The following is a 25,954-nucleotide window of genomic DNA, read 5'->3' on the forward strand; positions in this document are numbered from 1 at the left end:
GCGACATGGCGGCGCTGACGATGCAGGCGGGCGCCGAGATCGATGGCTTCACCGTCGGCGAGCGGGTGCACCGCGGCGGCATGGCGACGCTGTGGACCGTCACCCATCCGGGCATCACCGTGCCGCTGTTGATGAAGGTGCCGCTGACCTCGGAGGGCGAGGATCCGGCCGCGATCGTCAGCTTCGAGATGGAGCAGATGATCCTGCCGCGGCTGTCCGGGCCGCACGTGCCGGCCTGTTTCGGCACCGGCGATTTCGAACGCCAGGCCTATGTGGTGATGGAGCGCATCCCCGGCCAGACGCTCTACAAGCGGCTCGACGCGCTGCCGTTGCCGTACGAGGAGGTGAGGGTGATCGGCGGCAAGGTTGCCACCGCGCTCGCCAGCCTGCACCGGCAGAACGTCATCCATCACGACATCAAGCCGAGCAGCATCATGTTCCGCCAGCGCGGCGAGGCGGTGCTGATCGATTTCGGTCTCTCGCATCACAAGCATCTGCCCGACCTGTTGCAGGAGGAGTTTCGGCTGCCTTACGGCACCGCGCCCTACATGGCGCCGGAACGCCTGCTCGGCGTGCGCGACGATCCGCGCAGCGATCTGTTTTCGCTCGGCGTGCTGCTCTATTTCTTCACCACCGGGGTCCGCCCGTTCGGCGAGACCGAGACCCTGCGCGGCATGCGCCGGCGGCTGTGGCGCGACCCGTATCCGCCGCGCAAGCTGAAGCCCGACTATCCGCCTTGGCTGCAGGAGATCGTGCTGCGCTGTCTGGAGATCGATCCGGCGGCGCGCTATCCGACCGCGGCGCAGCTCGCGTTCGATCTCGGCCATCCCGAGCAGGTGAAGCTGACCGCGCGGGCGCAGCGGCTCGATCGCGATCCGCTCGGCACGGTGTGGCGCCGCCGCTTCAATCTCGGCGCGACCCCGCCGCAGCCGAAGTCCGATGTCGCGGCGCAGCTCGCCTCGAGCCCGATCGTCGCCGTCGCGCTCGATCTCGGCGAGGGGACCGAGGTGCTGAACGACACCATCCGCGTCACCGCCGAGCAGGTGCTGTCGACGTCGCCGTCGGCGCGGCTCGCCTGCGTCAACGTGCTGAAGCTCAATCGCCTGGCGATCGACCGCACCCATGACGATCAGGGCCAGAACAAGCATGTCGACCGCCTGGTGGCGCTCCAGCATTGGGCGCGGCCGTTCAGGCTCCAGGAGGGGCGGCTGACCGTGCATGTGCTGGAGGCGATCGACCCCGCCGCCGCAATCCTGGAATTCGCCGCGGTCAACCTGGTCGACCACATCATCATCGGCGCGCGGCAGAACTCGATGCGGCGCGCGCTGCTCGGCAGCGTCTCCGCCAAGGTCGCCGGGGAAGCGCCGTGCACGGTGACCGTGGTGCGGCCGTCGCGGCTGACGCCGGCGACGGACGGTGAAGACGGCGCGGCGGACCCGACGGCCAGTGCCGCGGTCACGCCGCCCACGCTGTCTTGATCAGATCGCTTCGCCGCGCGCTTCGGCCGCGGCATGGCGGATCGCGGCGATGTTGGTCTTGTACGCCTCGGCGGTGCCGCCCTTGAAGACGGCGGATCCCGCGACAAAGGCATTGGCGCCGGCGGCGGCGAGCTGGCCCGCGACATCGGGCGCGACGCCGCCATCGACCTCGATGTCGATCGGGCGGCCCGCTGTCATCGCCCTGACGTCAGAGATCTTGCCGATCGCCGAGCGGATGAAGGCCTGGCCGCCGAAGCCGGGATTGACCGACATCACGAGCACGAGGTCGATCAGGTCGAGCACATATTCGATCGCGCTCACAGGCGTTGCCGGATTGAGCGAGACGCCGGCCTTCTTGCCGAGCGCGCGGATCGCCTGCAGCGAGCGATGCAAATGCGGGCCGGCCTCGGCATGCACCGTGATGTGGTCGCAGCCCGCTTTGGCGAACGCCTCGAGATAGGGATCGCAGGGCGAGATCATCAGATGGGCGTCGAAGATCTTCTTGGTGTGCGGCCGCATCGCCTTGATGACATCCGGGCCGTAGGAAATGTTCGGCACAAAATGTCCGTCCATCACGTCGAGATGGATCCAGTCGGCGCCGGCCTGGTCGACGGCGCGGACCTCCTCGCCGAGCTTTGAGAAATCCGACGCCAGGATCGACGGGGCGATGACGAGGGGACGCGGGGTGAATGACTGAGTCATGTCAACTGTTCCGAAAGACTTCAGGGGGCGACGGGTGATCCCGCCTAACACGCGGACGCGTGGCGGGCAATGCGAGCGGACGGCACCTCGGAGCCGGAAAATTCTGCCGCCGGCGGCAGCTCTTGCCGGGTGCGCGGAACCTGCATCGATGCGCCAAGGCCTGGTTTTATTGGGTTTTTGCCATGGCACGCCGCTTGCTGCGCCTTTGGCAAGCGTTTGAGCCGCCATGCGCGGCCTTGTTGGAGTATTGCCATGTTATTTGCCATTGGCGCTGCGTCATCCGCCATCGATCTTTTGAGCTCGCTGATGTCGTCGAAGTCGACGACACAGACCGGCAGCTCCACGCAGGGAAATCAGTCGACCGGGCTGTTCTCGGCCTCGACCAGTACCTCGACGTCGACCAGCAGCAGCTCGGCTACCGGCTCGGGCAGCAGCAGCTCCACGCAGATTTCGCCGCTGACCATGAGCGCGCTGCTCGACGCGCAGAGCCAGTCGCAGACCACGGCCTCGACCAGTGCGACCCCGACCAGCCGGTCGGATGCGCTGAAGGACTTATTCTCGCAGATCGACGCCGACGGCAACGGCCAGATCACCAAGACGGAATTCGAGAATGCGCTCGGCGCCGGCGGCACCAACATCGCGCAGGCCGACGACGTGTTCTCCAAGCTCGATGCCAATGGCGACGGCAGCGTCAGCCTCGACGAGATGTCGAAGGCGTTGCAGGGCCACAAGGGCGGCGGCCATCACCATCACCACGCAGCCGGCGGCGCGACCGATGGATCGGGCGCCAGCAGCGGCTCGGGCGGATCGAGCTCCGATCCGCTGATGCAGGCGCTGAACGGCGCGACCTCAACCTCGGTGACCAACAGCGACGGCTCGACCACGACGACAACGACCTATGCCGACGGCTCCAAGGTGTCGATGACGTCGGCGGCCACGGCTTCCAGCACCAGCAACACATCGTCGTCGTCCTCCGCAGGAAGCAACGCGACCTCGTCCTACAATTTCATCGAGCAGCTGATCCAGCGCCAGTCGCAGGCGATCTCGGCGCAGGCCTCGTCGTCGCTGTCGGTCAGCGCTTAAAGCATCATTCTTCGCTTTGAATGGAGCAGGCTGGCTCTGCTTCGCCTCGCCCCGCGTGCGGGGAGAGGCCGGAGCGCATCGTGAGATGCGCTCCGGGTGAGGGGGAGTCTCCACGAATGCACCTGTCACCGTTGATGCGGCGGCAGCCCCTCACCCCAACCCTGGCGAGGGAGCGCACCTCCCTCGTGGTCGCGCTTCAACTCGACTTCATGATGATTTAGCCGAACCGGTCCCGCCAGCTCGGCAGCGCGCCGGGAAAGGGCAGCGCGGTGGCTGAATGGACGCCGCGTGCGATCGCGCGCGCCACCGTGTTGGCGGCGATCGCGCCGAGCTTGGTCAGCCCGAACAGCGGATCGACCGGCTTGGCGCCCGTGGCCGCAGCAAACACCACGTCGCCATCGAGCGGGGCGTGCACCGGATAGATCGCGCGCGCCATGCCGGTCTGCGCGATCATCGCAAGGCGCTTCGCCTGCGGCTTGGTCAGCTGCGCATCGGTGACGACAACGACGAGCGTGGTGTTCTCGGCGGCGGTGGCGTCCGCGCCGCCCTTCAGCCGCAGCTTCAGCATGTCCGGCGTGAACGCGGGCGGCAGGCCGCGACCGCCGAATTCGCCATCGACCTCGAACGGCGCCGCCCAGAACCACGGGCCGCTGCCGACCGTGACGCTGCCGACCGCGTTGACCACCGCGAGCGCCGCCACCATGATGCCGTCGTCGGTCACATCAGACGCCGAGCCGAGGCCGCCCTTCAAATTGGCGGTGGTCGCGCCCATGCCGGCGCCGACGCTGCCGAGCTCGAAATTGTCGGAGGCGGCATTCGCCGCCGCGTAGCCGAGATCGCGATAGGGCGGAAAGCGTCCCCATGCCTTGTTGCCGCCGTTGAGCAGATCAAAGCAGATCGCGCCCGGCACGATCGGGATCACCGCATCGCGGATGCGAAAGCCGCGGCCGCGCTCGGCGAGCCAGGCCTGCACGCCGCCGGCGGAGTCAAGCCCGAGCGCCGAACCGCCCGACAGCGTGATGGCATCGATCGCCTCGACGACATTGTGCGGGGACAGCAGCGCGTCCTCGCGGGTGCCCGGACCGCCGCCGCGGACATCGATCGAGGCGACCGCCGGCCGCTCGAACAGGATCGCGGTGACGCCCGAGGCGATCATGGCGTCGTCGGCATGGCCGACGCTAACGCCGGCAATATCGGTGAGAAGGTTTTTCACGATTGAGTCCGTCCGCCTGCTGTCCGATCGATCCGGTATAGCAGCCGCGGCGAATGCAGCAACCTTTGACCGCGCGTGCGCACGGACTTGCGGCAGGACTTAGGTAAGACTTGCAGGTATCCGGTCAAAAAAACGCCCCGGCGGAGCGGGGCGTTTTATCCATCAGCGTCATTGCGAGCGAAGCGAAGCAATCCATGGTTACCGAGCTTGCCGAAAGATGGGTTGCTTCGTCGCTGTCGCTCCTCGCAATGACGGGAGAGTTCCTCAGGAGCCCTTCGGATTGATCTCGGTGTAGTTGCCCTTGGCGTCCCACTTGTAGACGACGTAGTCGATCGCCTTGATGTCGCCCTTGGCGTCGAAGGCCATCTTGCCGAGCACGGTGTTCCACTCGCCGGCCTTGATGGTGTCCATCACCTTCTTGGCGTCGGTGGTGCCGGCCTTGGCGACGGCCTGCGTCCACACCTGCATCGCGGCGTAGGTGTAGAGCGTGTAGCCTTCGGGGTCGATGTTCTTGGCCTTGAACTTCTCGACGATCGCCTTCGCGGTCGGCTTGTTGCGCGGGTCGGGGCCGAAGGTGAACAGCGTGCCTTCGGCGGCGGGGCCGGTGATCGAGGCGAACTCCTTATCGTTCAGGGCGTCGCCCGCCATCAGTACGGTCTGCAGGCCTTGGTCGCGCATCTGGCGCAGGATCAGGCCGGCTTCCTGATGGTAGCCGCCGACATAGACCAGATCGATGTTGTCGCGCTTCAGGCGCGAGACGATCGAGTTGAAGTCCTTGTCGCCCTTGTTGTAGGACTCGAACATCTTCTCCTGGAAGCCGGCCTTGTTCAGCGCCTTCTTGGTTTCGTCAGCGAGGCCTTTGCCGTAGGTGGTCTTGTCGTTCAGGATCGCGACGTTCTTGCCCTTGAAGTTCTTCATGATGTAGTCGGCGGCGACCAGGCCCTGCTGGTCGTCACGGCCGCAGACGCGCGCCACGTTCCACAGCTTGCGCTCGGTGAACAGCGGGTTGGTCGAGGCCGGGGTGATCTGCAGCACGTTGGCGTCGGCATAGGCCTCGGAGGCCGGGATCGAGGACGACGAGCAGAAATGGCCGGCCACGAACGGGATCTTCGCGGAGCCGATCTTTTCCGCGATCGAGCGCGCCTGCTTCGGATCGCAGGCATCGTCGTCGGCTTCCAGCGCGAGCTTCTTGCCGAGCACGCCGCCGGCGGCGTTGATATCGGCGAGTGCCTGCTCGGCGCCGTTCTTCATCTGCCGGCCAAAAGCGGATTCGGAGCCCGTCATTGGGCCCGCGACTGCGATGGTGATGTCTTGCGCGAACGCGCTCGCCGATAATGCGAACGACGCGCCCAGTGCCAGGCCGATCAGCTTCAGTGATTTCATGAGACGTCCCTCGTGGTCGTTGCCTCTTGCGGAAGGGCCCGGCACGCCGGGCCCCAAAACCGCCGGCATTCTCGGCTGATTTCGCGGCGAAGTCACCGGCAATTTTCAGGCAAATCGACGCTGCATCAGCCGCATCCTGCTGCAAGGGGCGGCGCGCAGGGGTGAGCTAGCCGCGGCGGCCGCCTTCCAGATAGGCGGCGCGGATTTCCGGGCGCTGCAGCAATTCGGCGCCGGTTCCGGCCAGCGTGATCAGGCCGTTGACCATGACGTAGCCGCGATGGGCGAGCTTCAGCGCATGGTTGGCGTTCTGCTCGACGATCAGCACGGTGAGGCCGTCCTGCCGGTTCAGCGTGCGGATGGCATCGAAGATCTGGCGCGCGATCAGCGGCGCGAGGCCGAGCGAGGGCTCGTCCAGCATCAGCAGGCGCGGCCGGCTCATCAGGGCGCGGCCGATCGCGAGCATCTGCTGCTCGCCGCCCGACAGCGTGCCGCCGCGTTGTGCGACGCGCTCCTTCAGCCGCGGAAACAGCGCGAACACGCGCTCCAGCCCGGCCTCGCGTTCGGCCTCGCTGCATTCGGTGGCATCGGCGCCCATCTGCAGGTTTTCCGCGACGCTCATGCGCGGAAAGATCCGTCGGCCCTCGGGCGATTGCGCGATGCGCAGCCGCGCGATCTCGTGGGTCGGCACGCCGGTGATGTCATGGCCGTCGAATTCGATGCGGCCGGCGCGGGCGCGCGGCCGGCCGAAGATCGTCATCATCAGCGTCGACTTGCCGGCGCCATTGGCGCCGATCAGGGCGACGATCTCCCCTCGATTGATCTCGATGTCGACGCCCTTCAGCGCCTCGATCTTGCCATACGCCGCACGCACGCCGCGCACCGCGAGCAGGGGTGTGGTCATCGCTCGCTCCCGTCTTCGCCAAGCGTGCGATTGTTCGTACTCCCTCCCCCTGAAAGGGGGAGGGTCGGGGTGGGGGTTGCCTCCGCTTGCGCCAATCGCTCCATGTGAGTGACCAGATCGCTCAGCACGCCCTCCAAATTCGACAGCACGTCGTTGTTCCAGTAACGGACGACGGTGACACCCTTCTCCGCGAGCCAATGCGTCCGGCGATCGTCGGCCTGCTTGCGCTGCTCGGCATGCTGCCCACCATCCACCTCGACGGCCAGGCGAAGCCGCGAGCAGTAGAAGTCGACGGTGTATTGACCGATCGGGTGCTGCTTGCGGAAAGAGAAGCCATAGAGCTGATCGCGGCGCAACGCGCGCCAGAGACACGCTTCCGCATCGGTCATGTTGACGCGGAGGGAGCGTGCGCGCGCCGTCATATCTTTCGTGCGGGAAAAGCGTGACCCCCACCCGCCCGCTTCGCGGTCGACCTCCCCCTTGCAGGGGGAGGTTGGGGACTTGCCGGCTGCGCTCATCACGTGCCGCTCTCCATCACGGCGATCGCCTCTTCCTCGTCGGCGCCGAGATATGCGGCGATCACCTTGGGGTCGTCGCGCACCGCTTGCGGCGTGCCTTCGGCGATCTTGACGCCGTAGTCCATGACCACGACGTGATCGGAAATCTCCATCACGACGGACATGTCATGCTCGATCAAGAGGATCGAGGTGCCCTGTTCGTTGCGGATCGACAGCAAGAGCTCGTTGAGGCCGCCGCTCTCTCGCGCGTTCAGTCCAGCCGCAGGCTCGTCGAGACAGAGCAGTGCAGGTTCAGTGCACATCGCGCGCGCGATCTCGAGCCTGCGCTGGTCGCCATAGGGCAGATTGCCCGCCGCGTCGTCGGCGCGGTCGAGCAGGCCGACGCGGTTGAGCCAGGTCCGCGCCAGCTCGATGGCGCGCGCTTCGGCCTCGCGCCAGGACGGCAGGCCGAGCAGGCCGAGCAGGGTCAGGCCCGAGGCGCGCATCAGCGCGTTGTGCTGGGCGACCATCAGGTTTTCCAGCGCGGTCATGCCGGGAAACAGCCGGATGTTCTGGAAGGTGCGCGCCACCTTGGCCTGCTTGGAGATGCGGAAATCGTTCAGCCGCTCGAGCTGGATGCTGCGGCCGTCATCATGGGCGAGGCGGATCGCGCCGCCGCTCGGCCGGTAGAAGCCGGTGATGCAGTTGAAGACGGTGGTCTTGCCGGCGCCGTTCGGCCCGATCAGCGCGGTGATCTTGCGTCGCTCGGCCGCAAAGGAGAGCTCGTTGACCGCGACGATGCCGCCGAAGCGCATCATCAGGCGGTCGACGGTGAGGATGTGGTCGCCGCTCATCCGTGGCCCTCCTTGACGAGGTCGGAGGAGATCGCCTGGTTGCGCTCCAGGAACACGGTCGGCGCGCGATGGCCGATCAGCCCGCGCGGCCGCCAGATCATCAACAGCACCATGGCGATGCCGAACACCAGCATGCGGTATTGATCGAGGCCGCGGAACAGCTCGAAGCCGCCGATCATGGCGAGCGCGGCCAGCGCCACGCCAAGCTGCGAGCCCATGCCGCCGAGCACGACGATCGCCAGCACCAGCGCCGATTCCTGGAAGGTGAAGGATTCCGGGCTGATGAAGCCCTGCCGCGTGGCGAAGAACGCGCCGGCGAGGCCGCCGAACATCGCACCGGTCGCGAATGCCGTCAGCTTGGTGGTCGTGGTGTTGATGCCGAGCGCGCGGCAGGCGACCTCGTCCTCGCGCAGCGCCTCCCAGGCGCGGCCGATCGGCAGCCGCCGCAGCCGGATCGTCACCCAGTTGGTGAGCAGCGCCATCGCCAGGATCAGATAGAACAGGAAGACGAGGCGGTGGGTCGGCGAGAACTCGATGCCGAGCCTGGCGGCGAGCCCGTCGTCGCCCGGCGTCAGCGGAATGCCGAACATGGTCGGGCGCGGAATCCCCGAGACGCCGTTGGGGCCGCCGGTTAGGCTTTGCCAGTTGATGATGACGAGGCGGATGATCTCGCCGAAGGCGAGCGTCACGATCGCCAGATAATCGCCGCGCAGCCGCAGCACCGGGAAGCCGAGCAGCACGCCCCAGCACGCCGCGAGGATGCCGGCGAGCGGCAGGCAGACCCAGAACGACAATCCGAAATTGGTCGCAAGCAGCGCGTAGGAGTAGGCACCGACCGCATAGAAGGCGACATAGCCGAGATCGAGCAGGCCGGCGAGCCCGACCACGACGTTCAAGCCCCATCCCAGCATCACATAGGTCAGGACCAGGATCGACAGGTCGAGAATGTAGCGCTGGTTGTAGAAGATGACGGGCACGAGGAAGGTGAACACCAGGAGCGCAGGCGCCAGCCAGCGGCCGGCGAACGATATCGCTGATTGCACCGGCTTCGGCACGACGCTGTCCTTGTCGACCGGTCCCCACCATTGCCGCAACAGTTCGACGATGATGCTGCCGCCAAACACGATCGCGACCATGGCGGCGAGGTCGCCGAACCGCGTCCAGTAGATCAGGCCGCCTTGCGGTCCCGCCTCGGTGCGCACGCCGATCATCAGCGAGAACAGCACCAGCGCGACCAATGCGCTGATCAGGGCTTTCTTGAGAATGAAGGCGCCGCCCGAGGGCTGCGCGGCGTGCGAGGGGCGGGCTGAGGTCGCGCTCACGAAGTGCCTGTCAGACTTTTTCGACTTCGGGACGGCCAAGCAGGCCGGTCGGCATGAAGATCAGCACCACGATCAGGATCGAGAACGCGGCGACATCCTTGTATTCCACCGAGAAATAGGCCGACCAGAACGTCTCGATCAGGCCGATCGCAAGCCCGCCGAGCATCGCGCCAGGCAGCGAGCCGATGCCGCCGAGCACGGCGGCGGTGAATGCCTTGATGCCGGCGACGAAGCCCATGAAGAAATCAACCAGGCCGTAATACAGCAGGTACATCATGCCGGCGACGGCGGCGAGCGCGGCACCGATCACGAAGGTCATCGAGATGGTGCGGTCGACGTCGACGCCGAGCAGCGCGGCCATGGTCTGGTCCTGCTCGCAGGCGCGCATGTCGCGCCCGAGCCGGGTGCGCGACACCAGCCAGGTGAACAGCGCCAGCACCACGATGGTGGCGAGCACGACCATGATCTGGATGTTGGAGAGCTGCACGGCGAAGCCTTGCGAGCCCTCATGCAGCGTGTAGCCGCCGGTGATGATCGGCGGCACCGGCTTGACGCGCGCGCCCTGCGACACCTGCGAGAAGTTGGTCAGCACGAACGACATGCCGATCGCCGACAGCATCGGCGCCAGGCGGAACGAATGCCGCAACGGCCGGTAGGCGATGCGCTCGATGGTCCAGCCATAGAGCGCGGTGATCGCCATCGAGACCAGCAGCACGATCAGAAGGATCAGGGGGATCGCGGTGAGGCCGAGCGACACCAGCACCAGGAACGAGATCAGCGCGATGAAGCCGCCGATCATGAAGATGTCGCCATGGGCGAAGTTGATCATGCCGACGATGCCGTAGACCATCGTGTAGCCGATGGCGATCAGGCCGTAGATCGAACCGAGCACGAGGCCGTTGATCAGTTGCTGGGCGAAATAATCCATGCGCTGCCGTAACTCGAGGGGTGACGCGCCGAGGGCCCCGGCAGCCTGATCCGTCGCGTCGTGGTATTTTCTAACAGTGGAACCCCGGCGGCGGCAACAGCGTGGCAGCAGCAGACAAGGGCTTGTACATAACTACTTCGGCGGGTGCGGTTCCGATGTCACAGGGGCGACACCCCGTTGCCTTGCAATGATCGCGCCGGAACCCGTGTTCCCCGAGCAACCGCGGTCATGACGGTGCGTTGTCCCGAGCTTGATGAAAGCAAAGGGAGTTAAGCGAATGAGCAATCAGAACCAGAACCCCGGCCAGCAGAACCAGAATCCGGGACAGAAGCCCGGTCAGCAGCAGGGCGGCGGCCAGAAGCCTGGCCAGCAGCAGCAGGATCCCGGCCGGCAGGGCCAGAAGCCCAATCCGGAGCGCTAGTTCGGCGCAATTGAGCGGATGCAGTACACGGGCCTCGCCGAACGGCGAGGCCCGTTCATTAGCTCATTTGTTTCTGCTTTCTGCTCAGGCCAGCTGATCGGCGAAGCGGCCGCGAAAGGCGTAGGAACCGAAATGCGTGAGCTCGCTTCGTAGGTCGAGCCAGATTTCGCCGCCGAGATCGAGCCAGCGCCGGCAGAAGGCGTAGTCCTCGGACAAATACTCGCCGGTCGTCTTGTCGATCATGCATTCGAACAGCGAGACGCGGTCGAGGTCGGCGCGAACCAGGTCGCCGGTGTTCAAGTCGTTGCTCTTGTGGTTCGCCCGATATTTGAGCTCGGGATGGGCGTCGCACAGCCTGACGAGGGCGGATCGCTTCATCATCAGGAAGCCGGTTCCGGCATATCGGACCTTGGCGAAGCCATCGCCGCGAGCCGTGATCTGATCGCCTTCCCATGTGACGACATAGTCCAGCGAGGATGACGCGAGGTTCTGCCGCTTGGCGTCCGCAGCCCGCTGCACCTTTGCCCAATCGATGTGCTTGAGCGGGTAGGCCGCGGCCGAGACATCGGCACCACAATCCAGCAGCCGGAACACGGCCTCGGGTTCGAACCCGATATCGGCATCAATGAACAACAGATGGCTGGCGCCGGATACGAGGAACTGGTGGGCCAGTTCGTTCCGGGCGCGCACGATCAGCGATTCGTTTCCTATCAGGTGGAACTGGATGTCGATGCCCCGGGCAGTGGCCGCAGCCTGAAGCTTCAGGGCGGACAGCACATAGGCCATCTTCAGGTCGCCGCCGAAACAGGGCGTCGCGACGAAAACGCGGGTTCTTTCGGTCATTTTACCCCCTCTATCTCGGCCGGCGCAGGTGCCGGTCTTGCCCGATCGCATCGATCCGGAACCATCGCACCGCGCTTAACCTTAACAAAGGGTTTAAATTGCTGCCGGCATTCGATTGGCGTTACCTCGCAGGCTGAACCGTCGCCGACCCAAAAGGCGCCGGAGAGAAGCGGGAAGCGGCAATGTCGAGCAACTGGCGGATCAGCTCCTTCAATGGCGCGCTGCTTGCGGCCTATTTCATTCCGGTCTGGACCATCATCGCCTTCAGCATCATGGTGTCGCCGATCCACGGCCTCTATGAGCGGCCGAGCGTGTCGATCGCGCTGTACGCCAGCGACTATCTGCACCTCGGCAAGATGGCGACGGTGCGGCTGGCGTGGCTGCTGGCGCTGGCGCGGATCACCGTGGTGGCGTTCTTCGCGGTGTTCCTCGCGATGGCCGCGTTCTCGCCGGTGCGCAAGACCAGCAGCGGTGCCGACGAGGCGCTGGCGGTCGCGCTCTGCCTCGGCAGCGTGCTGAGCTTTGCCAGCATGATGATGGCATCCAAGGTCGGCGAGATCGAAGCGTTGCGCACGCATGCGGCCGAGCTTCTGATGCTGCTCGGCACTGCGATCGTGATGCTGTTCGAGACCTCGCCGAAGCCCGCCACCAAGGCGCCGGTCGTCGCGACCAGCGCGCCGGCGAGCGAACTATCCCTTCAGCAGCCCTAGTTCGGCAATGATCGCGCCGGCTTCCTTGACGGCGTGATTGGCCGCCGGCACGCCGCAATAGATCGCCTGCTGCAGCAGGATCTCTTTGATGTCTTCGGGCGTGAAGCCGCCTTCGCTGAGCGCCGCGCGCACATGCAGGCGGAACTCGTCCCACTGGCCGAGCGCGACCATGGTGCCGATCACCAGCACGCGGCGCGTGCGGTGATCGAAATGCGGCCGGGTCCAGATGTCGCCCCACGCATAGCGCGTGATCAGGTCCTGGAAGTCGGTGTTGAACGCGTTGCGGTTCTTGATCGACTTGTCGACCCATTCATTGCCCAGCACCTTGCGGCGCTGCGTCATGCCGTCGTCACGGCGCTGATTGTCGTCCATTGATGTCTCCTCCCGTCATCGCGAGCAAAGCGAAGCAATCCATTTCACCGCTTGCGGAGGCATGGATTGCTTCGTCGCTTTGCTCCTCGGAATGACGTTTGTGGTTGTGGATTAGCGCTGCGTCAGGAAGCCGACCACGGCCTCGGTGAAGGCGTGCGATTGCTCGACATTGGAGATGTGCGCGGCGTCGAGCAGCGTCATGCTGGCGCCGGGAATTCCGCTGCGGATCATCTCACCGGCCGACACCGGCGTTGCCATGTCCCGCTTTCCCGCGATCACGAGCGTCGGGCTCTTGATCCTGGGCAACAGCGCGCGCTGGTCGAGCGTCGACAGCGCTTCGCAGCAGGCGAGATAGCCCTCGACGGGAGAGGCCAGCAGCATCGCCTTCATGCGCGCCGTGGTCTCCGGCTCGCGCTCGCGGAAGTCGGCGGTCAGCCAGCCCGCGATCACGGTGTCGGCGACGGCCGCGATGCCGCCTTGCTTCACCGCCTTGATGCGGTTCAGCCAGTTGGTCGGATCGGGATAGTAGCAGGCGGTGTTGGCGAGGACGATCTTGCCGAATCTTTCGGGGGCGTTGGCGCCGAGCCATTGCCCGACCATGCCGCCCATCGACAGGCCGCACCAGTGCACCTTCTCGATGTTGAGATCGTCGAGGATCGCGAGCACGTCGCGGCCGAACCGCTCCATCGAGTAGGGGCCGGCCGGCACGCCGGACTTGCCGTGACCACGGCGGTCGTAGCGGATGACGCGGAACATCTGCGTCAGTGCCCGCATTTGCGGCTCCCACATCTGCAAGGTGCAGCCGAGCGAGTTCGACAACATCAGGGTCGGTCCGCCGTCGCGGCCGTCCACCTGGACGTTGAGCAGGCATCCGTCGGCGTTGATCATCGGCATCGTCTTGTCCCTCTCGTCATGCGATTGCCGGGTCAGGCCCGGCAACGACATCGTTGCTACTTGTCATCCAGTGAAGCCAGCAGGCGGTCGATCAGCGCCTGCGAGGCGCCCTGATAGGCCATCGGTTCGAACAGTTCTGCGATGCGCTTGGCATCGAGATGCGCGGTGATCTTTGCATCCGCCGACAGCACGTCGCGCAGATGCTTCTTCTCCGCGACCGCTTTCTTGCTGGCGGCCTCGATCAGATGATGGGCGTCGCTCTTGCCGATCGGTTCGGCCAGCGCAAACGTGACGGCTTCCGCCATGATCAACCCATGAGTCGCATCGAGATTGACGCGCATCCGCGCCGCATCGACCTCAAGCCCTTCGGCGAGATCGACGATGGCGGCGAGCGCGCCCGACGTCACCAGCATCAGGCCCGGCAATGTCGGCCATTCCGCATGCCACGGGCCGGCGCTGCGCTCATGGTCCTGCACCTGCGCGGCGAGGATCGTAGCAGTGAGGTTCGGCGCCATGGTCGCAGCCCCCAGCGCGCTCGCTGCGGCGACCGGATTGCGCTTGTGCGGCATGGTGGAGGAGCCGCCGCGGCCGGCGCCCGCGGGCTCGAAGGCCTCGCCGACATCGGTCTGCATCATCAGCGAGACGTCGCGCGCGATCTTGCCGCAGCTGCCGGCAAGGATCGCAAACACCGACGCGGCCTCCGCGATGCGGTCGCGGTGGGTGTGCCAGGGCGCATCGGGCAGGGACAGGTCCAGCTCTTTCGCAAGGCGAGCGGCGACCGCCAGGCCCTTGTCGCCGAGCGCGGCGAGCGTGCCGGCGGCGCCGCCGAATTGCACTGCCAGCGTCTCGCGGCGCAGGCGCAGCAAGCGCTTGCGGGAGCGGTGCAGGGCCGCGGCATATTCGGCGAGCTTCAGGCCGAACGGCATCGGCAGCGCATGCTGCAGCCAGGTCCGCGCCACCACCGCGGTGTCGCGATGGGCGCGGGCAAGGCCGGCAAAGCCTGCAACGGCGCGATCGAGGTCGATGAGCAGAGCATCGATGCCGGCGCGCAACGACAGCATGGTCGCAGTGTCGATGACGTCCTGGCTGGTCGCGCCCCAATGCACGTAGCGCGCCGCCTCGGCGTCCTTTTTGGCGACGTTGGCGGTCAGGGCTTTCACCAGCGGGATCGCCAGATTGCCGGATTGCGTCGCGGCATCGGCCAGCGCGGCGAGGTCGAATGATTCGGCTTTGCAGGCGGCGCCGATCGGGCCGGACGCTTCGTGAGGGATTACGCCGCAGGCCACCTCGGCGCGGGCCAGCGCGGCCTCGAAATCCAGCATGTTCTGCACGGTGGCGGCGTCGTCGCAGACCGCGCGCATCGCAGCGCTCGACAGCATCGGCGCAAGCAGGGGGGAGAGGGCTGTGCTCATGGCGCGCGACCTAACCACTGTCGCGCGCTCCTGCCAATGCCCCGGCGCTGCCGCCAATTTCGACCGCGCCGATTGCGCGATTTTGTGAACGGCGGCGCGTCTTGCTGCGGTGCGAATATGCATCGCTCATCCTCCGAAGGTGCCCTTTCCTTTGCGCCCCCGCTGCTTTACTTGGGGGAAAAGGTTTCTCACGATCGAGGAGGTCCCCCATGGCCATGACGATGACCGGCGAAGTCCAGCTTGCAGCGCCGCGCCAGGCTGTGTGGGACAAGCTCAACGATCCCGGAGTGTTGAAGGCCTGCATTCCCGGCTGTGAAGAGCTGGAGAAGACCGACGAGGGCGGCTTCCGCGCCACCGCCAAGATGAAGGTCGGCCCGGTCTCCGCCCGCTTCAGGGGCAAGGTCACCTTGAGCGATCTCGATCCCCCGAACGGCTACAAGATATCGGGTGAAGGCGAGGGCGGGGTGGCCGGCTTCGCCAAGGGCGGCGCCACCGTCGGCCTTGCCGACAAGGATGGCGGCACGCTTTTGAGCTACAACGTAGAGGCGCAGATCGGCGGCAAGCTCGCCCAGCTCGGCCAGCGCCTGATCAATGGCGCCGCCAAGAAGTTGGCGGACGAATTCTTTGCAAATTTCGCCAAGGCGGTACAAGGTTAGCCCCGCAGGCGGCCCGGCTCATTCAGGCCCCGCCATGCCTTGCCGTTATGTCCTGGATGGGTGGCTCGAAAGGTTGCCCATCGCAGGGCGCGCCCATATTATGCCGTCTGGAATGATTTTAAACCGCCTGCTTCGCCGATATGCGGTGGCGCAGATAAGAGAGTGCTGATGGCCAAGATTTCAATGATCGTGAACGGCAATCCCGTGAACGCGAATGTCGACCCCCGTACCCTTCTGGTCCAGTTTCTGCGCGAAAACCTGCGGCTGACAGGCACCCATGTCGGCTGCGACACCTCGCAGTGCGGCGCCTGCGTCGTGCACCTGGACGGCAAGGCGGTGAAGTCCTGCACGACGCTTGCGGTGATGGCCGACGGTCATGAGGTCAAGACCATCGAGGGGCTGGCGGCCGATGGTGCGCCGCTGCATCCGATGCAGGAGGCCTTCCGCGAGCATCACGGCCTGCAGTGCGGCTTCTGCACGCCGGGCATGATCATGACCGCGGTCGACCTGGTCCATCGCAAGGGCCACGACCTCTCCGACGAGGTGATCCGCGAAGAGCTGGAAGGCAACCTGTGCCGCTGCACCGGCTACCAGAACATCGTTGCTTCGATCGCAGCCGGCGCCAAGGCGATGGCCAAATCGGACCTGGCTTAAAAAGTCGCATCTCGCCTAATCAGCAATTCCTCGCGACAAGCGATCAGGACATTCCAATGTACGAATTCAAATATCATCGTCCCGGGACCGTGCGGCAGGCCGCCAACCTGCTGGTGAAGAACGAGGACGCCAAGCTGATCGCCGGCGGTCATACGCTGGTGCCGGTCATGAAGCAGCGGCTCGCGAGCCCGCCGCATCTGGTCGACCTCTCCCATATCGAAGGTCTCGACACGATCGAGATGAAGGGCCGCTCGCTGGTGGTCGGCGCCACCGCCAAGCACGCGGAAGTCGCGAACTCCGCGATCGTGGGCGAGGCGATCCCGGCGCTGGCCGAGCTTGCCGGCATGATCGGCGATCCAGCCGTGCGCCATCGCGGCACCATCGGCGGCTCGCTCGCCAACAACGACCCGACCGCCGACTACCCGGCCGCGGTGCTGGCGCTGGGCGCCACCATCGTCACCAACAAGCGCCGCCTGAAGGCTGAGGAATACTTCCAGGGTCTGTTCTCGACTGCGCTCGAGGCCGACGAGATCATCACCAGGGTGATGTTCCCGCTGCCGAAGAAGGCGGCCTATGTGAAGTTCCGCAACCAGGCCTCGCGTTACGCGTTGGTCGGCGTGTTCGTGGCCAAGCGGCCGTCCGACGTGCGCGTCGCGGTCACCGGCGCGGGCTCCGACGGTGTGTTCCGCGTCACAGCGTTCGAGGAGGCGCTGAAGAAGCGCTTCTCGCACAAGGTGCTCGACGGCATCGCGGTTTCGGCCGACGGGCTGAACAGCGACCTGCACGGCAGTGCCGAATACCGCGCCCATCTGATCGGCGTTCTGACGCGCAGGGCGGTGGAAGCCGCCAACGCCAAGGACTAGATCCAAAGGACTAGACAAGAGACTAGTTCCCAAGGGCTAGATCCTAAGAGCTAGATCGCAAGGTCTAGTTCCAAGAACCAAATCCACGGCGTGATTTTGCTAACCCCTGTTCGAAGACTGGCTGTTCCATGAGTGCACCGGCGTTACCCACTTCCGTCGATGCGCTCGAGGAGCTGCTGACATCGCGCGGCTATCTCGCTGAGCGGTCGCTGGCGACCGTGACCTATCTCGCGCTGCGCATGGGACGGCCGCTGTTCCTCGAAGGAGAGGCCGGTGTCGGCAAGACCGAGATCGCAAAGGTCTTGTCGGCGGCGCTCGGGCGCAAGCTGATCCGCCTGCAATGCTATGAAGGCCTCGATGTTGCTTCCGCCGTCTACGAGTGGAGCAGCGCGGCGCAGATGATCGCGATCCGGCTCGCGGAGGCCTCCGGCGATACCGATCGCGACCAGCTCGCGAGCGATATTTTCGCCGAGCGCTTCCTGATCAAACGGCCGCTGCTGCAGGCGCTCGAACCCGACGTCGCTGGCCCCCCGGTGCTGCTGATCGACGAACTCGACCGCGCCGACGAGGCATTCGAGGCGTATCTGCTGGAAATCCTCAGCGACTTCCAGGTCACGATCCCCGAGCTCGGCACCGTGAAGGCGCCGGCGCCGCCGATCGTGATCATCACCTCGAACCGCACCCGCGAGATCCACGACGCGCTGAAGCGCCGCTGCCTGTATCACTGGGTGGATTATCCCACAGCAGAGCGCGAGCTTGCGATCGTCCAATCGCGGGTACCGAACATTTCCGCGAAACTGTCGCAGCAGGTGGTCCGTTTCGTGCAGGCGCTGCGCAACCAGGATTTCTACAAGTCGCCGGGCGTCGCCGAGACCATCGACTGGGCCACCGCGCTGTCCGAGCTCGACGCGCGCTCGCTGACGCCGCAGGTTGTCGGCGACACGCTGGGCGCGCTGCTGAAGTACCAGGACGACATCGCGCGGATGCAGGGCGATGCGTTGCAGAAGACATTGAAGGAAGCGACGAGCGAGACGTAAGTCGTCGCAACAACATTCGTCATTCCGGGCCTGCGCCTTACGGCGCATCCTGGAATGACGGGAGTGGATAGTTCGATGGCCATCAACCACCTCGCGCCTCCGACGGGCCACATGGCCGACAACGTGATCGGCTTTGCCCGCGCGCTGCGGGCGGCCGGGCTCCCGGTCGGGCCGGGCTCGGTGATCGATGCGCTCGATGCGCTGCAGCTGATCGAGGTCGGACATCGCTCCGACTTCTACGCCACGCTGGAAGCGATCTTCGTCAAGCGCCATGAGCATGCGCTGATCTTCCGCCAGGCCTTCGAGCTGTTCTTCCGCGCCGCCGAGGAGTGGAAGAGCATGCTGGATTCCGTCCCGCTGCCCGACCACGCCAGAAAGAAGCCGCCGCCGGCCTCGCGCCGCGTCCAGGAGGCGATGGCGCAGCCGGCGAAGAGCGAGGAGCGGCCGCAGGCCCAGGAGCAGGAGCTGAAGCTCTCGGTCTCCGACAAGGAGGTGCTGCAGAAGAAGGATTTTGCGCAGATGACCGCGGCGGAGATCGCCGAGGTGACGCGCGAGATCGCCAGGATGCGGCTGCCGCAGGCCGAACTCGTGACCCGCCGCTATCAGCCGGACGCGCGCGGCTTGCGGCTCGATATGCGCCGCACGGTGCGTAACTCGCTACGCACCGGCGGCGAGATCATCGACATCCGCAAGCTCGGCCGGATCGAGAAGCCGGCGCCGATCGTGGCGCTGCTCGATATCTCCGGCTCGATGAGCGAATACACCCGACTGTTCCTGCACTTCCTCCACGCCATCACCGACTACCGCAAGCGGGTCTCGGTGTTCCTGTTCGGCACCCGCCTGACCAATGTGACGCGCGCGTTACGGGCGCGCGACCCCGACGAGGCGCTGGCGAGCTGCACGTCCTCGGTGGAAGACTGGGCCGGCGGGACCCGGATCGCGACCTCGCTGCACACCTTCAACCAGCTCTGGGCCCGCCGGGTGCTCGGGCAGGGCGCCATCGTCCTCCTTATATCCGATGGACTAGAACGCGAGGCCGATGCCAAACTGGCCTTCGAGATGGACCGGTTGCACCGCTCCTGCCGCCGCCTGATCTGGCTCAACCCGCTGCTGCGCTATTCCGGCTTCGAGGCCAAGGCCCAGGGCATCAAAATGATGCTGCCCCACGTTGACGAATTTCGCCCGGTGCATAACTTGACGTCCATCAAGGGCTTGATCGGGGCGCTGTCATCCCCGCCGCCGGCGCACCACCGCAGCCTGATCCGCTCTGTAGCCTAAGAAGCCTGACCCGATAGCAGGAGGCCACCATGCTGAACCGCGACGAAGACATTCTTCAGGCCGCCGAGACCTGGCAGAAGCAGGGCCATGGCGTGGCGCTCGCCACCGTGGTCGAGACCTGGGGCTCGGCGCCGCGCCCGGCCGGCTCGAGCCTCGTCATCAATGACGACGGCACGTTTCTCGGCTCGGTCTCCGGCGGCTGCGTCGAGGGCGCTGTCGTCACCGAGGCGCTCGACGTGATCGCGAGCGGCCAGCCAAAAATGCTCGAATTCGGCGTCGCGGACGAGACGGCCTGGAATGTCGGCCTGTCCTGCGGCGGCACCATCCGCGTGTTCGTCGAGAAGGTTGGGTAGCCGTGAAGCTCGAGATCCTGAAAGAGCTCAACGCCGAGCGCGCCGCGCGCCGCCCGGTCATCATCGTCACCGATACCGCCAATGGCGAGCAGCGCTTGGTCAAGGCGAAAGACATCGCCGCCGATCCGCTGCGCGCCGAGCTCGCCAAGCAGCTGCGGATGGGCAAGAGCGGCAATGTCGAGGCCGGCGGAAGAAAGCTGTTCCTCAACGTCTACGCGCCGACCGCAAAGCTCGTGATCATCGGCGCGGTCCATATCAGCCAGGCGCTGGCGCCGCTGGCGCGCTCGCTCGACTATGACGTCACGGTGGTCGATCCGCGCACGGCGTTTGCAAGTCCCGAGCGTTTCCCCGACGTGCCGCTGGTCGCCGAATGGCCCGATGTCGCGCTGCCGCCGCTCAATGTCGATCACTACACCGCGTTCGTCGCGGTGACGCATGATCCCAAGATCGACGATCCGGCGCTGCTGCACGCCTTCGACCGCGACTGCTTCTACATCGGCGCGCTCGGCTCGCGGAAGACGCATGCCAAGCGCGCCGAGCGGCTGCGCGCGCTAGGCGCGCGGGACAGCGACATCGCGCGCATCCACGCGCCGATCGGCCTCGACATCGGCGCGGTGTCGCCTTCGGAGATCGCGGTCGCGATCATGGCCGAGATCACCGCGCAGCTGCGTTTGCCCCCCCCAAGGAAAAAGAAGAAGCGGCATGAAGTTCGGTCCCGCCAGTCCGGCCGACGCGATTGGCGGCGTCACCGTGCATACGCTCCGCCAGGGTACGCTGGTGCTCAAGAAGGGCACCACGATCGGCCCGGATGAGGTCGAGGCGCTGACCAAAGCCGGCGTCAAGGACGTCGTCGTGGTGCGGCTCGAGGAGGGCGATGTCTCCGAGGACGTCGCGGCCGCCAGCATCGCGCAGGCGGTGGCGGGCGAGGGCGTCAATGTCGAGCGCGCCTTCACCGGCCGCGCCAATCTGTTCGCGGCGCGCCCCGGCGTGCTGGTGGTCGACCGCGCCGCGGTCGATCGCATCAACGGCGTCGACGAGGCCATCACCTTCGCGACGCTTGCGGCGTTCAAGCCGGTGGTCGAAGGCGAGATGATCGCGACCGTCAAGCTGATCCCGTTCGGCGTCGAGGGCCGGCTTCGCGATGCGGCTGTCGCCGTCGCCGCCAAGGACACGCTGCGGATCGCGCCCTATGTGATCCGGAAGGTCGGCGTGGTCTCGACGTTGCTGCCGGGCCTTGCGCCGAAAGTGATCGACAAGACACTGCGCGTCACCGCCGAACGGCTGGCACCGGCCGGCGCCACCATCATCGCCGAGCGCCGGGTGCCGCATGACGAGACCGTGCTCGCGGCCTCGATCAAGGAATTGCTCGACTTGGGGGCCGAGCTCGTCATCGTGTTCGGCGCATCGGCGATCGCCGACCGCCGCGACGTGATCCCGGCCGCAATCACCGAGATCGGCGGCGCCATCGAGCATTTCGGCATGCCGGTCGATCCCGGCAATCTGCTCCTGATCGGCAGCGCCGGCGGCGTGCCGGTACTGGGCGCGCCGGGCTGCGCGCGCTCGCCGGTCGAGAACGGCTTTGACTGGGTGCTGATGCGGCTGCTCGCCGGCATCAAGGTGACGCGGTCGGATCTCACCGGCATGGGCGTCGGCGGCCTCTTGATGGAGATCGTGACGCGGCCGCAGCCGCGCACCGTTCCCGATACCGAAGGCAACCGCAACGTCGCGGCGATCGTGCTCGCGGCGGGACGCTCGACCCGGATGGGCGGCCCGAACAAGCTGCTCGCCGAGCTCGACGGCAAGAAGCTCGCGCGCATCGTCGCCGAGCAGGCGCTGGCCTCGAAAGCCTCGGAGGTGATCGTCGTCACCGGGCACCAGGCCGACCTGGTCGAGCAGGCGCTTGATGGACTCAAGGTCAAGTTCGTCCGCAACCCGGATTTCGCCGGCGGCCTCGCCAGCTCGGTGAAGGCTGGCATCTCGGCGGTCTCCGACAGCGCCGATGGCGCGGTCGTCTGCCTCGGCGACATGCCGCTGATCGATGCGAAGCTGATCGATCGTTTGATCGAGACCTTCGAGCCCGATCGCGGCCACCTGATCGCAGTGCCCGTCAGCGAGGGGCGCCGCGGCAATCCGGTGCTCTGGTCGCGGCGTTTCTTCAAGGAATTGATGACGCTCGACGGCGACATCGGCGCGCGTCATCTGATCGCCAAGCATTCCGAGGTGGTCGCCGAGGTCCCGGTCGAAGGCAACAGCGCCTTCCTCGACATCGACACGCCCCAGGCGCTGGAAGCAGCAAGGCGCGGCTAAACCTATCCGCGTCGTCCCGGCCTAGTGCGCAATTGCGCACGGGGGCCGGGACGACGCGTGGTTGGAATTGCGCCGTTCAACCCGTCATTCACCATCTGGAAACGACCCCTGCGTACAGTCCGCGCCGGACTTTGGGGGATTTCCGCTTGATCATTTCGACCGCCGCCGCGCAGCGCCGCGCGCTGACGATTCTCGTCCTGACATTGCTGGTTGGCGCCACGCGTTTCACCGTGGAAACCTTCGTCCCCAAGGCGCACGCGGCCGGTGCATTCGCGGTCGGCAAATGCGGGGCCTATGGCCAGGCCTATGATTATCCGGCGGAGGGCGCGGCGCGCGCCGCGGCACTGAAGCAGTGCAAGGGCGATTGCACCACCGTCACCATGAAGCGCGCCTGCGCCGCGCTTGCGATCGACATGAAGAATCCCTGCGGCGCGCATGGCTACGCGGTGGCGCCGAAGATCTCGAGCTCGCTCAATGCCGCGACCAAGAAGTGCTACGACTATGGCGGCAAGGAATGCGTGATCCGCGCCTGGGCCTGCGACGCCAAGGGGTAGCCCGGCCCGGCATACTGCCGCTAAGCTCGCGCCACGCAGTTCGACACCAAGATCGCGGTCGTGATCCGCACCGACCTGGAAGTCTGGCAGAAGCTCAACGTGGCGTCGTTTCTCGCCGGTGGCATCGCAGCTTCCTTTCCCGAATGCATCGGCGAGAATTATGAGGACGGATCGGGAACCAGATATCTCTCCCTGATCGGCCAGCCGATTCTGATCTACGGCGCCGACCGCGCGCAGCTGTCGCGCGCACTGGAGCGTGCGTTGGCGCGCGACGTGCGGCCGGCGCTCTACACCGAGGACATGTTCAGGACCACGCATGACGCCGCCAATCGCGAGGTGGTGAGGGCGGTGGCACGGTGCGATCTCAACCTGGTCGGCCTCGCCATCCGCGCCGCGCGCAAGGTGGTCGACAAGATCCTCGACGGGCTGAAGTTTCACACGTAGCCGGGCCGGCTCCCTCCGTTGTCGTCATTCCCCGGTGCGCAATTGCGCACCTGCGGGCTCACCTCGCGAGAGCCCGGAATCATTCCACCACTTGCTCGGCTGCCGGATGGATTCCGGGCTCAGCCTTTCGGGCTGCGTTGAAATGACGGGAGGAAAAGGCTGCGCCGGTATCAGTGGGTTGCCGACGGCGCGAGACACCGCAGCAAATAGAAGCGCGGCCGTTTGATCGCGCTCAAGCCGTCGAACGCCAGTCTTTCGTAAGGAAGCGCGTTCCTTCCGCCGGATTGACAATGACTGACTAGTCAGTCATAATTTGATCATGACAAAGCGCACCGAGAAAACGACCCGTACCCCAGCCGCAAAACGCCGGACCGCGAGCCGGTCCGCCGCGGCGAGGATTCCGAAAGTGACCTCGGCCAAGCTGCCTGAGGCGAGGCCGCCTGCGAACCGCGCCGAGAAATCAGCGGAGCGGCGCGCTGCGATCATCGAGGCGGCGATGGACGAGTTCATCGCACGCGGCTTTGCCGCGACGCGGCTCGACGACGTCGCCAAGCGGGCCGGCGTCGCCAAGGGCACGCTCTATCTCTACTTCAAGGACAAGGAGACGATGTTCGAGGAGCTGATCCGCACCGCGCTGGTGCCGCTGATCGGCCGCTTGACCGCGCTGCCCACCATCACCGGTCCCGTGCGCGACGCGGTGGAGGGATTTGCCGAGACCTTCATGCGCGAGGTCGTGGCGACCCGGCGCGGCGACATCATCCGCCTGATCGTCGCCGAAGGGCCGCGCTTTCCGGCGATCGCCGATTTCTATTTCCGCGAGGTGGTGTCGAAGGGCCTGACCGGCATGAGGGCGCTGGTCCAGCTCGCGATCACGCGCGGCGAGATCAAGCAGCGGGAGCTCGGGGATTTCCCGCAGCTGGTCGTCGCGCCCGCGATCGTCGCGGTGATCTGGCAGAGCCTGTTTGCCCGGCACGCGCCGCTCGACGGGCTTGCCATGTTCAAGGTTCACCTCGATCTGATCTTCGGCGAACGGAGCAAGACATGACCGCTTCGCGCATGATGAAGCTGGTGACAGCAGTCGCGCTGGTCGTGGCGCTGGCCGGGTGCAAGGAGAAGCGCGACCCCGGTTTCCAGGGCTGGGTCGAAGCCGACATGATCTTCGTCAGCCCGGATGAATCCGGCCGGGTCATCAAGCTCAACGTGCGCGAGGGCGACGAGGTCAAGCCCGGCGATCTGCTCTACTCGGTCGATGACGATCTGCAGCGCGCCGATCTCAACCAGAACAACGCGACCCTGGCGAACGCCCGGCAGAGCTATGACCGCGCGGCCTCGCTGCGCGGCACCGGCGCCGGCACCCAGGCCAACCTGGATGCCGCCGTCTCGGCGCTGCGCGTCGCGGAAGCGCGCGTCGTCACCTCGCAGACGCGGCTCGACCGCCGCAAGGGTTTTGCCCCGATCGCGGGCTCGATCCAGCAGATCTATTTCCGCGAGGGCGAGATGGTACAGGCGCAGCGGCCGGTGCTGTCGATCATGCCGCCCGGCAACATGAAGCTGCGCTTCTTCGTGCCGGAGACCGAGCTGCCGAAGCTCGCGCTCGGCGACGAGGTGAGGGTGACCTGCGACAATTGCGCGGCCGATCTCACCGCCAAGATCTATTTCATCGCCACCACGGCGGAGTACACGCCGCCGGTCATCTACAGCCTCGATGAGCGCAACAAGCTGGTCTATCTGATCCAGGCGCGGCCGAGCCGACCTGATGTCCTGCGGGTTGGCCAGCCGATCAGCATCTACCTCAATCCCAAGACTAACTCGAAGACACCAATGGCGGCGCGCAGATGAACGGCGGCCCCACCAGCGCCCGCTCCAACGCATCGTCCATCGCGATCGATGTGAAGGGCCTGACCAAATCGTTCGGCGGGCGCGAGGTGGTCCATGACCTGTCGATGCAGGTCAAGCGCGGCGAGATCTACGGCTTCCTCGGCCCCAATGGCAGCGGCAAGACCACGACCATCCGCATCCTGTGCGGCCTGCTGACGCCCGACAGCGGCGAGGGCACCTGCCTCGGCTACGACATCCGGCGCGACGCCGACAAGATCAAGCGTAAGGTCGGCTACATGACGCAGCGCTTCAGCCTCTACCAGGATCTGTCCGTACGCGAGAACCTGGAATTCGTGGCGCGGCTCTATGGCATGGCGGACGCGCGCGGCGCCGCACGCGACATGATCGCGCGCATCGGGCTCAAGGGGCGCGAGGAGCAACTCGCCGGCGAACTGTCGGGCGGCTGGAAGCAGCGGCTGGCGCTCGGCGCCTGCACGCTGCCCAATCCGCAATTGCTGCTGCTGGACGAGCCGACCGCCGGCGTCGACCCGAAGGCGCGGCGCGATTTCTGGAACGAGATCCACGCGCTCGCCGCCGAAGGCCTCACCGTGCTGGTCTCGACCCACTACATGGACGAGGCCGAACGCTGTCATGAGATCGCCTACATCGCCTACGGTCATCTGCTGGCGCACGGCACGGTGGATGAGGTGATCGCGAAGTCCGCGCTGTCGACCTGGACGGTCACCGGCGAGGATTTCAACGGGCTGATGGCCGAGCTCACCGGCAAGCCCGGCGTCGACATGGTGGCGCCGTTCGGCACCAGCCTGCACGTCTCCGGCCGCGACAAGGCGGCGCTCGAGGCTGCCATCGCGCCGTATCGAAACAATTCGAAATGGCACTGGCAGCCGAGCGAGCCATCGCTCGAAGACGTCTTCATCGATCTGATGGGGCGCTCCAAAGACAACTTCCAGGGATGA

Annotated in this window: 28 protein-coding genes and 1 pseudogene; 17 read left to right on the top strand and 12 right to left on the bottom strand. The window is 66.0% G+C overall.

Annotated elements, in window-relative coordinates:
• Positions 1 to 5 precede the first annotated feature (5 nt).
• A complete protein-coding gene (locus tag ACVW1C_RS35115; RefSeq protein ID WP_456762168.1) occupies positions 6 to 1,478 on the top strand; it encodes a serine/threonine protein kinase in 1,473 nt (490 codons plus the stop codon).
• On the opposite strand, the gene rpe is transcribed toward ACVW1C_RS35115, so the two are convergent.
• Complete coding sequence (gene rpe, locus ACVW1C_RS35120; RefSeq protein WP_456762169.1) at positions 1,479 to 2,180, bottom strand: ribulose-phosphate 3-epimerase; 702 nt, start codon at positions 2,178 to 2,180, stop codon at positions 1,479 to 1,481.
• Positions 2,181 to 2,432: 252 nt separating this feature from the next.
• Between rpe and ACVW1C_RS35125 the strand changes: the two genes are divergently transcribed.
• Positions 2,433 to 3,263 (top strand): EF-hand domain-containing protein, encoded by an 831-nt coding sequence (locus ACVW1C_RS35125; RefSeq protein WP_456762170.1) that lies wholly within the window; start codon positions 2,433 to 2,435, stop codon positions 3,261 to 3,263.
• 217 nt (positions 3,264 to 3,480) lie between these two features.
• On the opposite strand, the gene ACVW1C_RS35130 is transcribed toward ACVW1C_RS35125, so the two are convergent.
• The 7 genes from ACVW1C_RS35130 to ACVW1C_RS35160 form a co-directional block, all read right to left on the bottom strand.
• Positions 3,481 to 4,476, bottom strand: coding sequence for a P1 family peptidase (locus ACVW1C_RS35130; protein ID WP_456762171.1), 996 nt, complete (start codon positions 4,474 to 4,476; stop codon positions 3,481 to 3,483).
• A 264-nt stretch (positions 4,477 to 4,740) separates the two neighbouring features.
• Positions 4,741 to 5,859 (bottom strand): branched-chain amino acid ABC transporter substrate-binding protein, encoded by a 1,119-nt coding sequence (locus ACVW1C_RS35135; RefSeq protein ID WP_456762172.1) that lies wholly within the window; start codon positions 5,857 to 5,859, stop codon positions 4,741 to 4,743.
• Between the two features lie 166 nt (positions 5,860 to 6,025).
• On the bottom strand, positions 6,026 to 6,760 hold the full coding sequence (locus ACVW1C_RS35140; RefSeq protein WP_173637439.1) for an ABC transporter ATP-binding protein: 735 nt from the start codon (positions 6,758 to 6,760) through the stop codon (positions 6,026 to 6,028).
• Entirely contained in the window at positions 6,757 to 7,278 is a 522-nt protein-coding gene (locus ACVW1C_RS35145; RefSeq protein WP_456762173.1) for an endonuclease domain-containing protein, read from the bottom strand. Before ACVW1C_RS35145 ends, ACVW1C_RS35140 begins: the two co-directional genes overlap by 4 nt.
• Positions 7,278 to 8,111: an ABC transporter ATP-binding protein gene (locus ACVW1C_RS35150; RefSeq protein ID WP_456762174.1), complete on the bottom strand. Its 834-nt coding sequence runs from the start codon at positions 8,109 to 8,111 to the stop codon at positions 7,278 to 7,280. The genes ACVW1C_RS35145 and ACVW1C_RS35150 overlap by 1 nt, the downstream gene beginning before the upstream one ends.
• On the bottom strand, positions 8,108 to 9,433 hold the full coding sequence (livM, locus tag ACVW1C_RS35155; protein ID WP_456762175.1) for a high-affinity branched-chain amino acid ABC transporter permease LivM: 1,326 nt from the start codon (positions 9,431 to 9,433) through the stop codon (positions 8,108 to 8,110). Before livM ends, ACVW1C_RS35150 begins: the two co-directional genes overlap by 4 nt.
• Positions 9,434 to 9,443: 10 nt before the next feature.
• Positions 9,444 to 10,361, bottom strand: coding sequence for an ABC transporter permease subunit (locus ACVW1C_RS35160; protein WP_018272404.1), 918 nt, complete (start codon positions 10,359 to 10,361; stop codon positions 9,444 to 9,446).
• Between the two features lie 277 nt (positions 10,362 to 10,638).
• Here ACVW1C_RS35160 and ACVW1C_RS35165 point away from each other — a divergent pair, with 277 nt between their 5' ends.
• Entirely contained in the window at positions 10,639 to 10,782 is a 144-nt protein-coding gene (locus tag ACVW1C_RS35165; RefSeq protein ID WP_456762176.1) for a hypothetical protein, read from the top strand.
• A gap of 84 nt (positions 10,783 to 10,866) precedes the next feature.
• On the opposite strand, the gene ACVW1C_RS35170 is transcribed toward ACVW1C_RS35165, so the two are convergent.
• Positions 10,867 to 11,625, bottom strand: coding sequence for a hypothetical protein (locus ACVW1C_RS35170; protein ID WP_456762177.1), 759 nt, complete (start codon positions 11,623 to 11,625; stop codon positions 10,867 to 10,869).
• A gap of 182 nt (positions 11,626 to 11,807) precedes the next feature.
• Here ACVW1C_RS35170 and ACVW1C_RS35175 point away from each other — a divergent pair, with 182 nt between their 5' ends.
• Complete coding sequence (locus ACVW1C_RS35175; protein ID WP_456762178.1) at positions 11,808 to 12,335, top strand: hypothetical protein; 528 nt, start codon at positions 11,808 to 11,810, stop codon at positions 12,333 to 12,335.
• Here ACVW1C_RS35175 and ACVW1C_RS35180 read toward each other — a convergent pair.
• The 3 genes from ACVW1C_RS35180 to ACVW1C_RS35190 form a co-directional block, all read right to left on the bottom strand.
• The gene (locus ACVW1C_RS35180) at positions 12,315 to 12,707 is read right to left on the bottom strand and encodes a carboxymuconolactone decarboxylase family protein (RefSeq protein WP_173637433.1); all 393 of its coding nucleotides are present in this window, start codon (positions 12,705 to 12,707) and stop codon (positions 12,315 to 12,317) included. The genes ACVW1C_RS35175 and ACVW1C_RS35180 overlap by 21 nt on opposite strands.
• A gap of 111 nt (positions 12,708 to 12,818) precedes the next feature.
• The gene (pcaD, locus tag ACVW1C_RS35185) at positions 12,819 to 13,601 is read right to left on the bottom strand and encodes a 3-oxoadipate enol-lactonase (protein WP_456763253.1); all 783 of its coding nucleotides are present in this window, start codon (positions 13,599 to 13,601) and stop codon (positions 12,819 to 12,821) included.
• Between the two features lie 56 nt (positions 13,602 to 13,657).
• The gene (locus ACVW1C_RS35190; RefSeq protein WP_456762179.1) at positions 13,658 to 15,013 is read right to left on the bottom strand and encodes a 3-carboxy-cis,cis-muconate cycloisomerase; all 1,356 of its coding nucleotides are present in this window, start codon (positions 15,011 to 15,013) and stop codon (positions 13,658 to 13,660) included.
• Positions 15,014 to 15,222: 209 nt separating this feature from the next.
• Here ACVW1C_RS35190 and ACVW1C_RS35195 point away from each other — a divergent pair, with 209 nt between their 5' ends.
• From ACVW1C_RS35195 to ACVW1C_RS35255, 13 genes and pseudogenes are all read left to right on the top strand, one after another.
• The gene (locus ACVW1C_RS35195) at positions 15,223 to 15,669 is read left to right on the top strand and encodes an SRPBCC family protein (RefSeq protein ID WP_456762180.1); all 447 of its coding nucleotides are present in this window, start codon (positions 15,223 to 15,225) and stop codon (positions 15,667 to 15,669) included.
• A gap of 168 nt (positions 15,670 to 15,837) precedes the next feature.
• On the top strand, positions 15,838 to 16,323 hold the full coding sequence (locus tag ACVW1C_RS35200; protein ID WP_021077804.1) for a (2Fe-2S)-binding protein: 486 nt from the start codon (positions 15,838 to 15,840) through the stop codon (positions 16,321 to 16,323).
• A gap of 56 nt (positions 16,324 to 16,379) precedes the next feature.
• A complete protein-coding gene (locus tag ACVW1C_RS35205) occupies positions 16,380 to 17,186 on the top strand; it encodes an FAD binding domain-containing protein (protein WP_456762181.1) in 807 nt (268 codons plus the stop codon).
• A gap of 128 nt (positions 17,187 to 17,314) precedes the next feature.
• Complete coding sequence (locus ACVW1C_RS35210) at positions 17,315 to 18,223, top strand: AAA family ATPase (protein ID WP_456762182.1); 909 nt, start codon at positions 17,315 to 17,317, stop codon at positions 18,221 to 18,223.
• Positions 18,224 to 18,298: 75 nt separating this feature from the next.
• Positions 18,299 to 19,501 carry a vWA domain-containing protein gene (locus tag ACVW1C_RS35215; RefSeq protein WP_171947635.1) on the top strand — a complete coding sequence of 401 codons (1,203 nt, stop codon included), beginning with the start codon at positions 18,299 to 18,301 and terminating at the stop codon, positions 19,499 to 19,501.
• Between the two features lie 29 nt (positions 19,502 to 19,530).
• Positions 19,531 to 19,854 (top strand): XdhC family protein, encoded by a 324-nt coding sequence (locus ACVW1C_RS35220; protein ID WP_021077800.1) that lies wholly within the window; start codon positions 19,531 to 19,533, stop codon positions 19,852 to 19,854.
• A gap of 2 nt (positions 19,855 to 19,856) precedes the next feature.
• Positions 19,857 to 20,543 (top strand): annotated as a pseudogene (locus ACVW1C_RS35225) (XdhC family protein); the annotation flags it as partial.
• 13 nt (positions 20,544 to 20,556) lie between these two features.
• Complete coding sequence (locus ACVW1C_RS35230) at positions 20,557 to 22,161, top strand: NTP transferase domain-containing protein (protein ID WP_456762183.1); 1,605 nt, start codon at positions 20,557 to 20,559, stop codon at positions 22,159 to 22,161.
• Between the two features lie 146 nt (positions 22,162 to 22,307).
• Positions 22,308 to 22,715, top strand: a complete 408-nt coding sequence (locus tag ACVW1C_RS35235; RefSeq protein ID WP_456762184.1) for a DUF4189 domain-containing protein — start codon at positions 22,308 to 22,310, stop codon at positions 22,713 to 22,715.
• Positions 22,716 to 22,766: 51 nt separating this feature from the next.
• Entirely contained in the window at positions 22,767 to 23,159 is a 393-nt protein-coding gene (locus ACVW1C_RS35240) for a DUF2000 family protein (protein WP_456763254.1), read from the top strand.
• A gap of 319 nt (positions 23,160 to 23,478) precedes the next feature.
• Positions 23,479 to 24,204 carry a TetR/AcrR family transcriptional regulator gene (locus tag ACVW1C_RS35245; RefSeq protein WP_456762185.1) on the top strand — a complete coding sequence of 242 codons (726 nt, stop codon included), beginning with the start codon at positions 23,479 to 23,481 and terminating at the stop codon, positions 24,202 to 24,204.
• The gene (locus ACVW1C_RS35250; RefSeq protein WP_456762186.1) at positions 24,201 to 24,998 is read left to right on the top strand and encodes an HlyD family secretion protein; all 798 of its coding nucleotides are present in this window, start codon (positions 24,201 to 24,203) and stop codon (positions 24,996 to 24,998) included. The genes ACVW1C_RS35245 and ACVW1C_RS35250 overlap by 4 nt, the downstream gene beginning before the upstream one ends.
• Positions 24,995 to 25,954: an ABC transporter ATP-binding protein gene (locus ACVW1C_RS35255; protein ID WP_456762187.1), complete on the top strand. Its 960-nt coding sequence runs from the start codon at positions 24,995 to 24,997 to the stop codon at positions 25,952 to 25,954. The genes ACVW1C_RS35250 and ACVW1C_RS35255 overlap by 4 nt, the downstream gene beginning before the upstream one ends.

The organism is Bradyrhizobium sp. USDA 4011, from assembly GCF_054063415.1.

Bases quoted from the DNA above. Each gene is read 5' to 3' on its own strand.
- ACVW1C_RS35115 (WP_456762168.1), top strand. From the start codon at position 6: ATGGCGGCGCTGACGATGCAGGCGGGCGCCGAGATCGATGGCTTCACC.
- rpe (WP_456762169.1), bottom strand. From the start codon at position 2,180: ATGACTCAGTCATTCACCCCGCGTCCCCTCGTCATCGCCCCGTCGATC.
- ACVW1C_RS35125 (WP_456762170.1), top strand. From the start codon at position 2,433: ATGTTATTTGCCATTGGCGCTGCGTCATCCGCCATCGATCTTTTGAGC.
- ACVW1C_RS35135 (WP_456762172.1), bottom strand. From the start codon at position 5,859: ATGAAATCACTGAAGCTGATCGGCCTGGCACTGGGCGCGTCGTTCGCA.
- ACVW1C_RS35140 (WP_173637439.1), bottom strand. From the start codon at position 6,760: ATGACCACACCCCTGCTCGCGGTGCGCGGCGTGCGTGCGGCGTATGGC.
- ACVW1C_RS35145 (WP_456762173.1), bottom strand. From the start codon at position 7,278: ATGAGCGCAGCCGGCAAGTCCCCAACCTCCCCCTGCAAGGGGGAGGTC.
- ACVW1C_RS35150 (WP_456762174.1), bottom strand. From the start codon at position 8,111: ATGAGCGGCGACCACATCCTCACCGTCGACCGCCTGATGATGCGCTTC.
- ACVW1C_RS35160 (WP_018272404.1), bottom strand. From the start codon at position 10,361: ATGGATTATTTCGCCCAGCAACTGATCAACGGCCTCGTGCTCGGTTCG.
- ACVW1C_RS35165 (WP_456762176.1), top strand. From the start codon at position 10,639: ATGAGCAATCAGAACCAGAACCCCGGCCAGCAGAACCAGAATCCGGGA.
- ACVW1C_RS35170 (WP_456762177.1), bottom strand. From the start codon at position 11,625: ATGACCGAAAGAACCCGCGTTTTCGTCGCGACGCCCTGTTTCGGCGGC.
- ACVW1C_RS35175 (WP_456762178.1), top strand. From the start codon at position 11,808: ATGTCGAGCAACTGGCGGATCAGCTCCTTCAATGGCGCGCTGCTTGCG.
- ACVW1C_RS35180 (WP_173637433.1), bottom strand. From the start codon at position 12,707: ATGGACGACAATCAGCGCCGTGACGACGGCATGACGCAGCGCCGCAAG.
- pcaD (WP_456763253.1), bottom strand. From the start codon at position 13,601: ATGCCGATGATCAACGCCGACGGATGCCTGCTCAACGTCCAGGTGGAC.
- ACVW1C_RS35190 (WP_456762179.1), bottom strand. From the start codon at position 15,013: ATGAGCACAGCCCTCTCCCCCCTGCTTGCGCCGATGCTGTCGAGCGCT.
- ACVW1C_RS35195 (WP_456762180.1), top strand. From the start codon at position 15,223: ATGGCCATGACGATGACCGGCGAAGTCCAGCTTGCAGCGCCGCGCCAG.
- ACVW1C_RS35200 (WP_021077804.1), top strand. From the start codon at position 15,838: ATGGCCAAGATTTCAATGATCGTGAACGGCAATCCCGTGAACGCGAAT.
- ACVW1C_RS35205 (WP_456762181.1), top strand. From the start codon at position 16,380: ATGTACGAATTCAAATATCATCGTCCCGGGACCGTGCGGCAGGCCGCC.
- ACVW1C_RS35210 (WP_456762182.1), top strand. From the start codon at position 17,315: ATGAGTGCACCGGCGTTACCCACTTCCGTCGATGCGCTCGAGGAGCTG.
- ACVW1C_RS35215 (WP_171947635.1), top strand. From the start codon at position 18,299: ATGGCCATCAACCACCTCGCGCCTCCGACGGGCCACATGGCCGACAAC.
- ACVW1C_RS35220 (WP_021077800.1), top strand. From the start codon at position 19,531: ATGCTGAACCGCGACGAAGACATTCTTCAGGCCGCCGAGACCTGGCAG.
- ACVW1C_RS35230 (WP_456762183.1), top strand. From the start codon at position 20,557: ATGAAGTTCGGTCCCGCCAGTCCGGCCGACGCGATTGGCGGCGTCACC.
- ACVW1C_RS35245 (WP_456762185.1), top strand. From the start codon at position 23,479: ATGACAAAGCGCACCGAGAAAACGACCCGTACCCCAGCCGCAAAACGC.
- ACVW1C_RS35250 (WP_456762186.1), top strand. From the start codon at position 24,201: ATGACCGCTTCGCGCATGATGAAGCTGGTGACAGCAGTCGCGCTGGTC.
- ACVW1C_RS35255 (WP_456762187.1), top strand. From the start codon at position 24,995: ATGAACGGCGGCCCCACCAGCGCCCGCTCCAACGCATCGTCCATCGCG.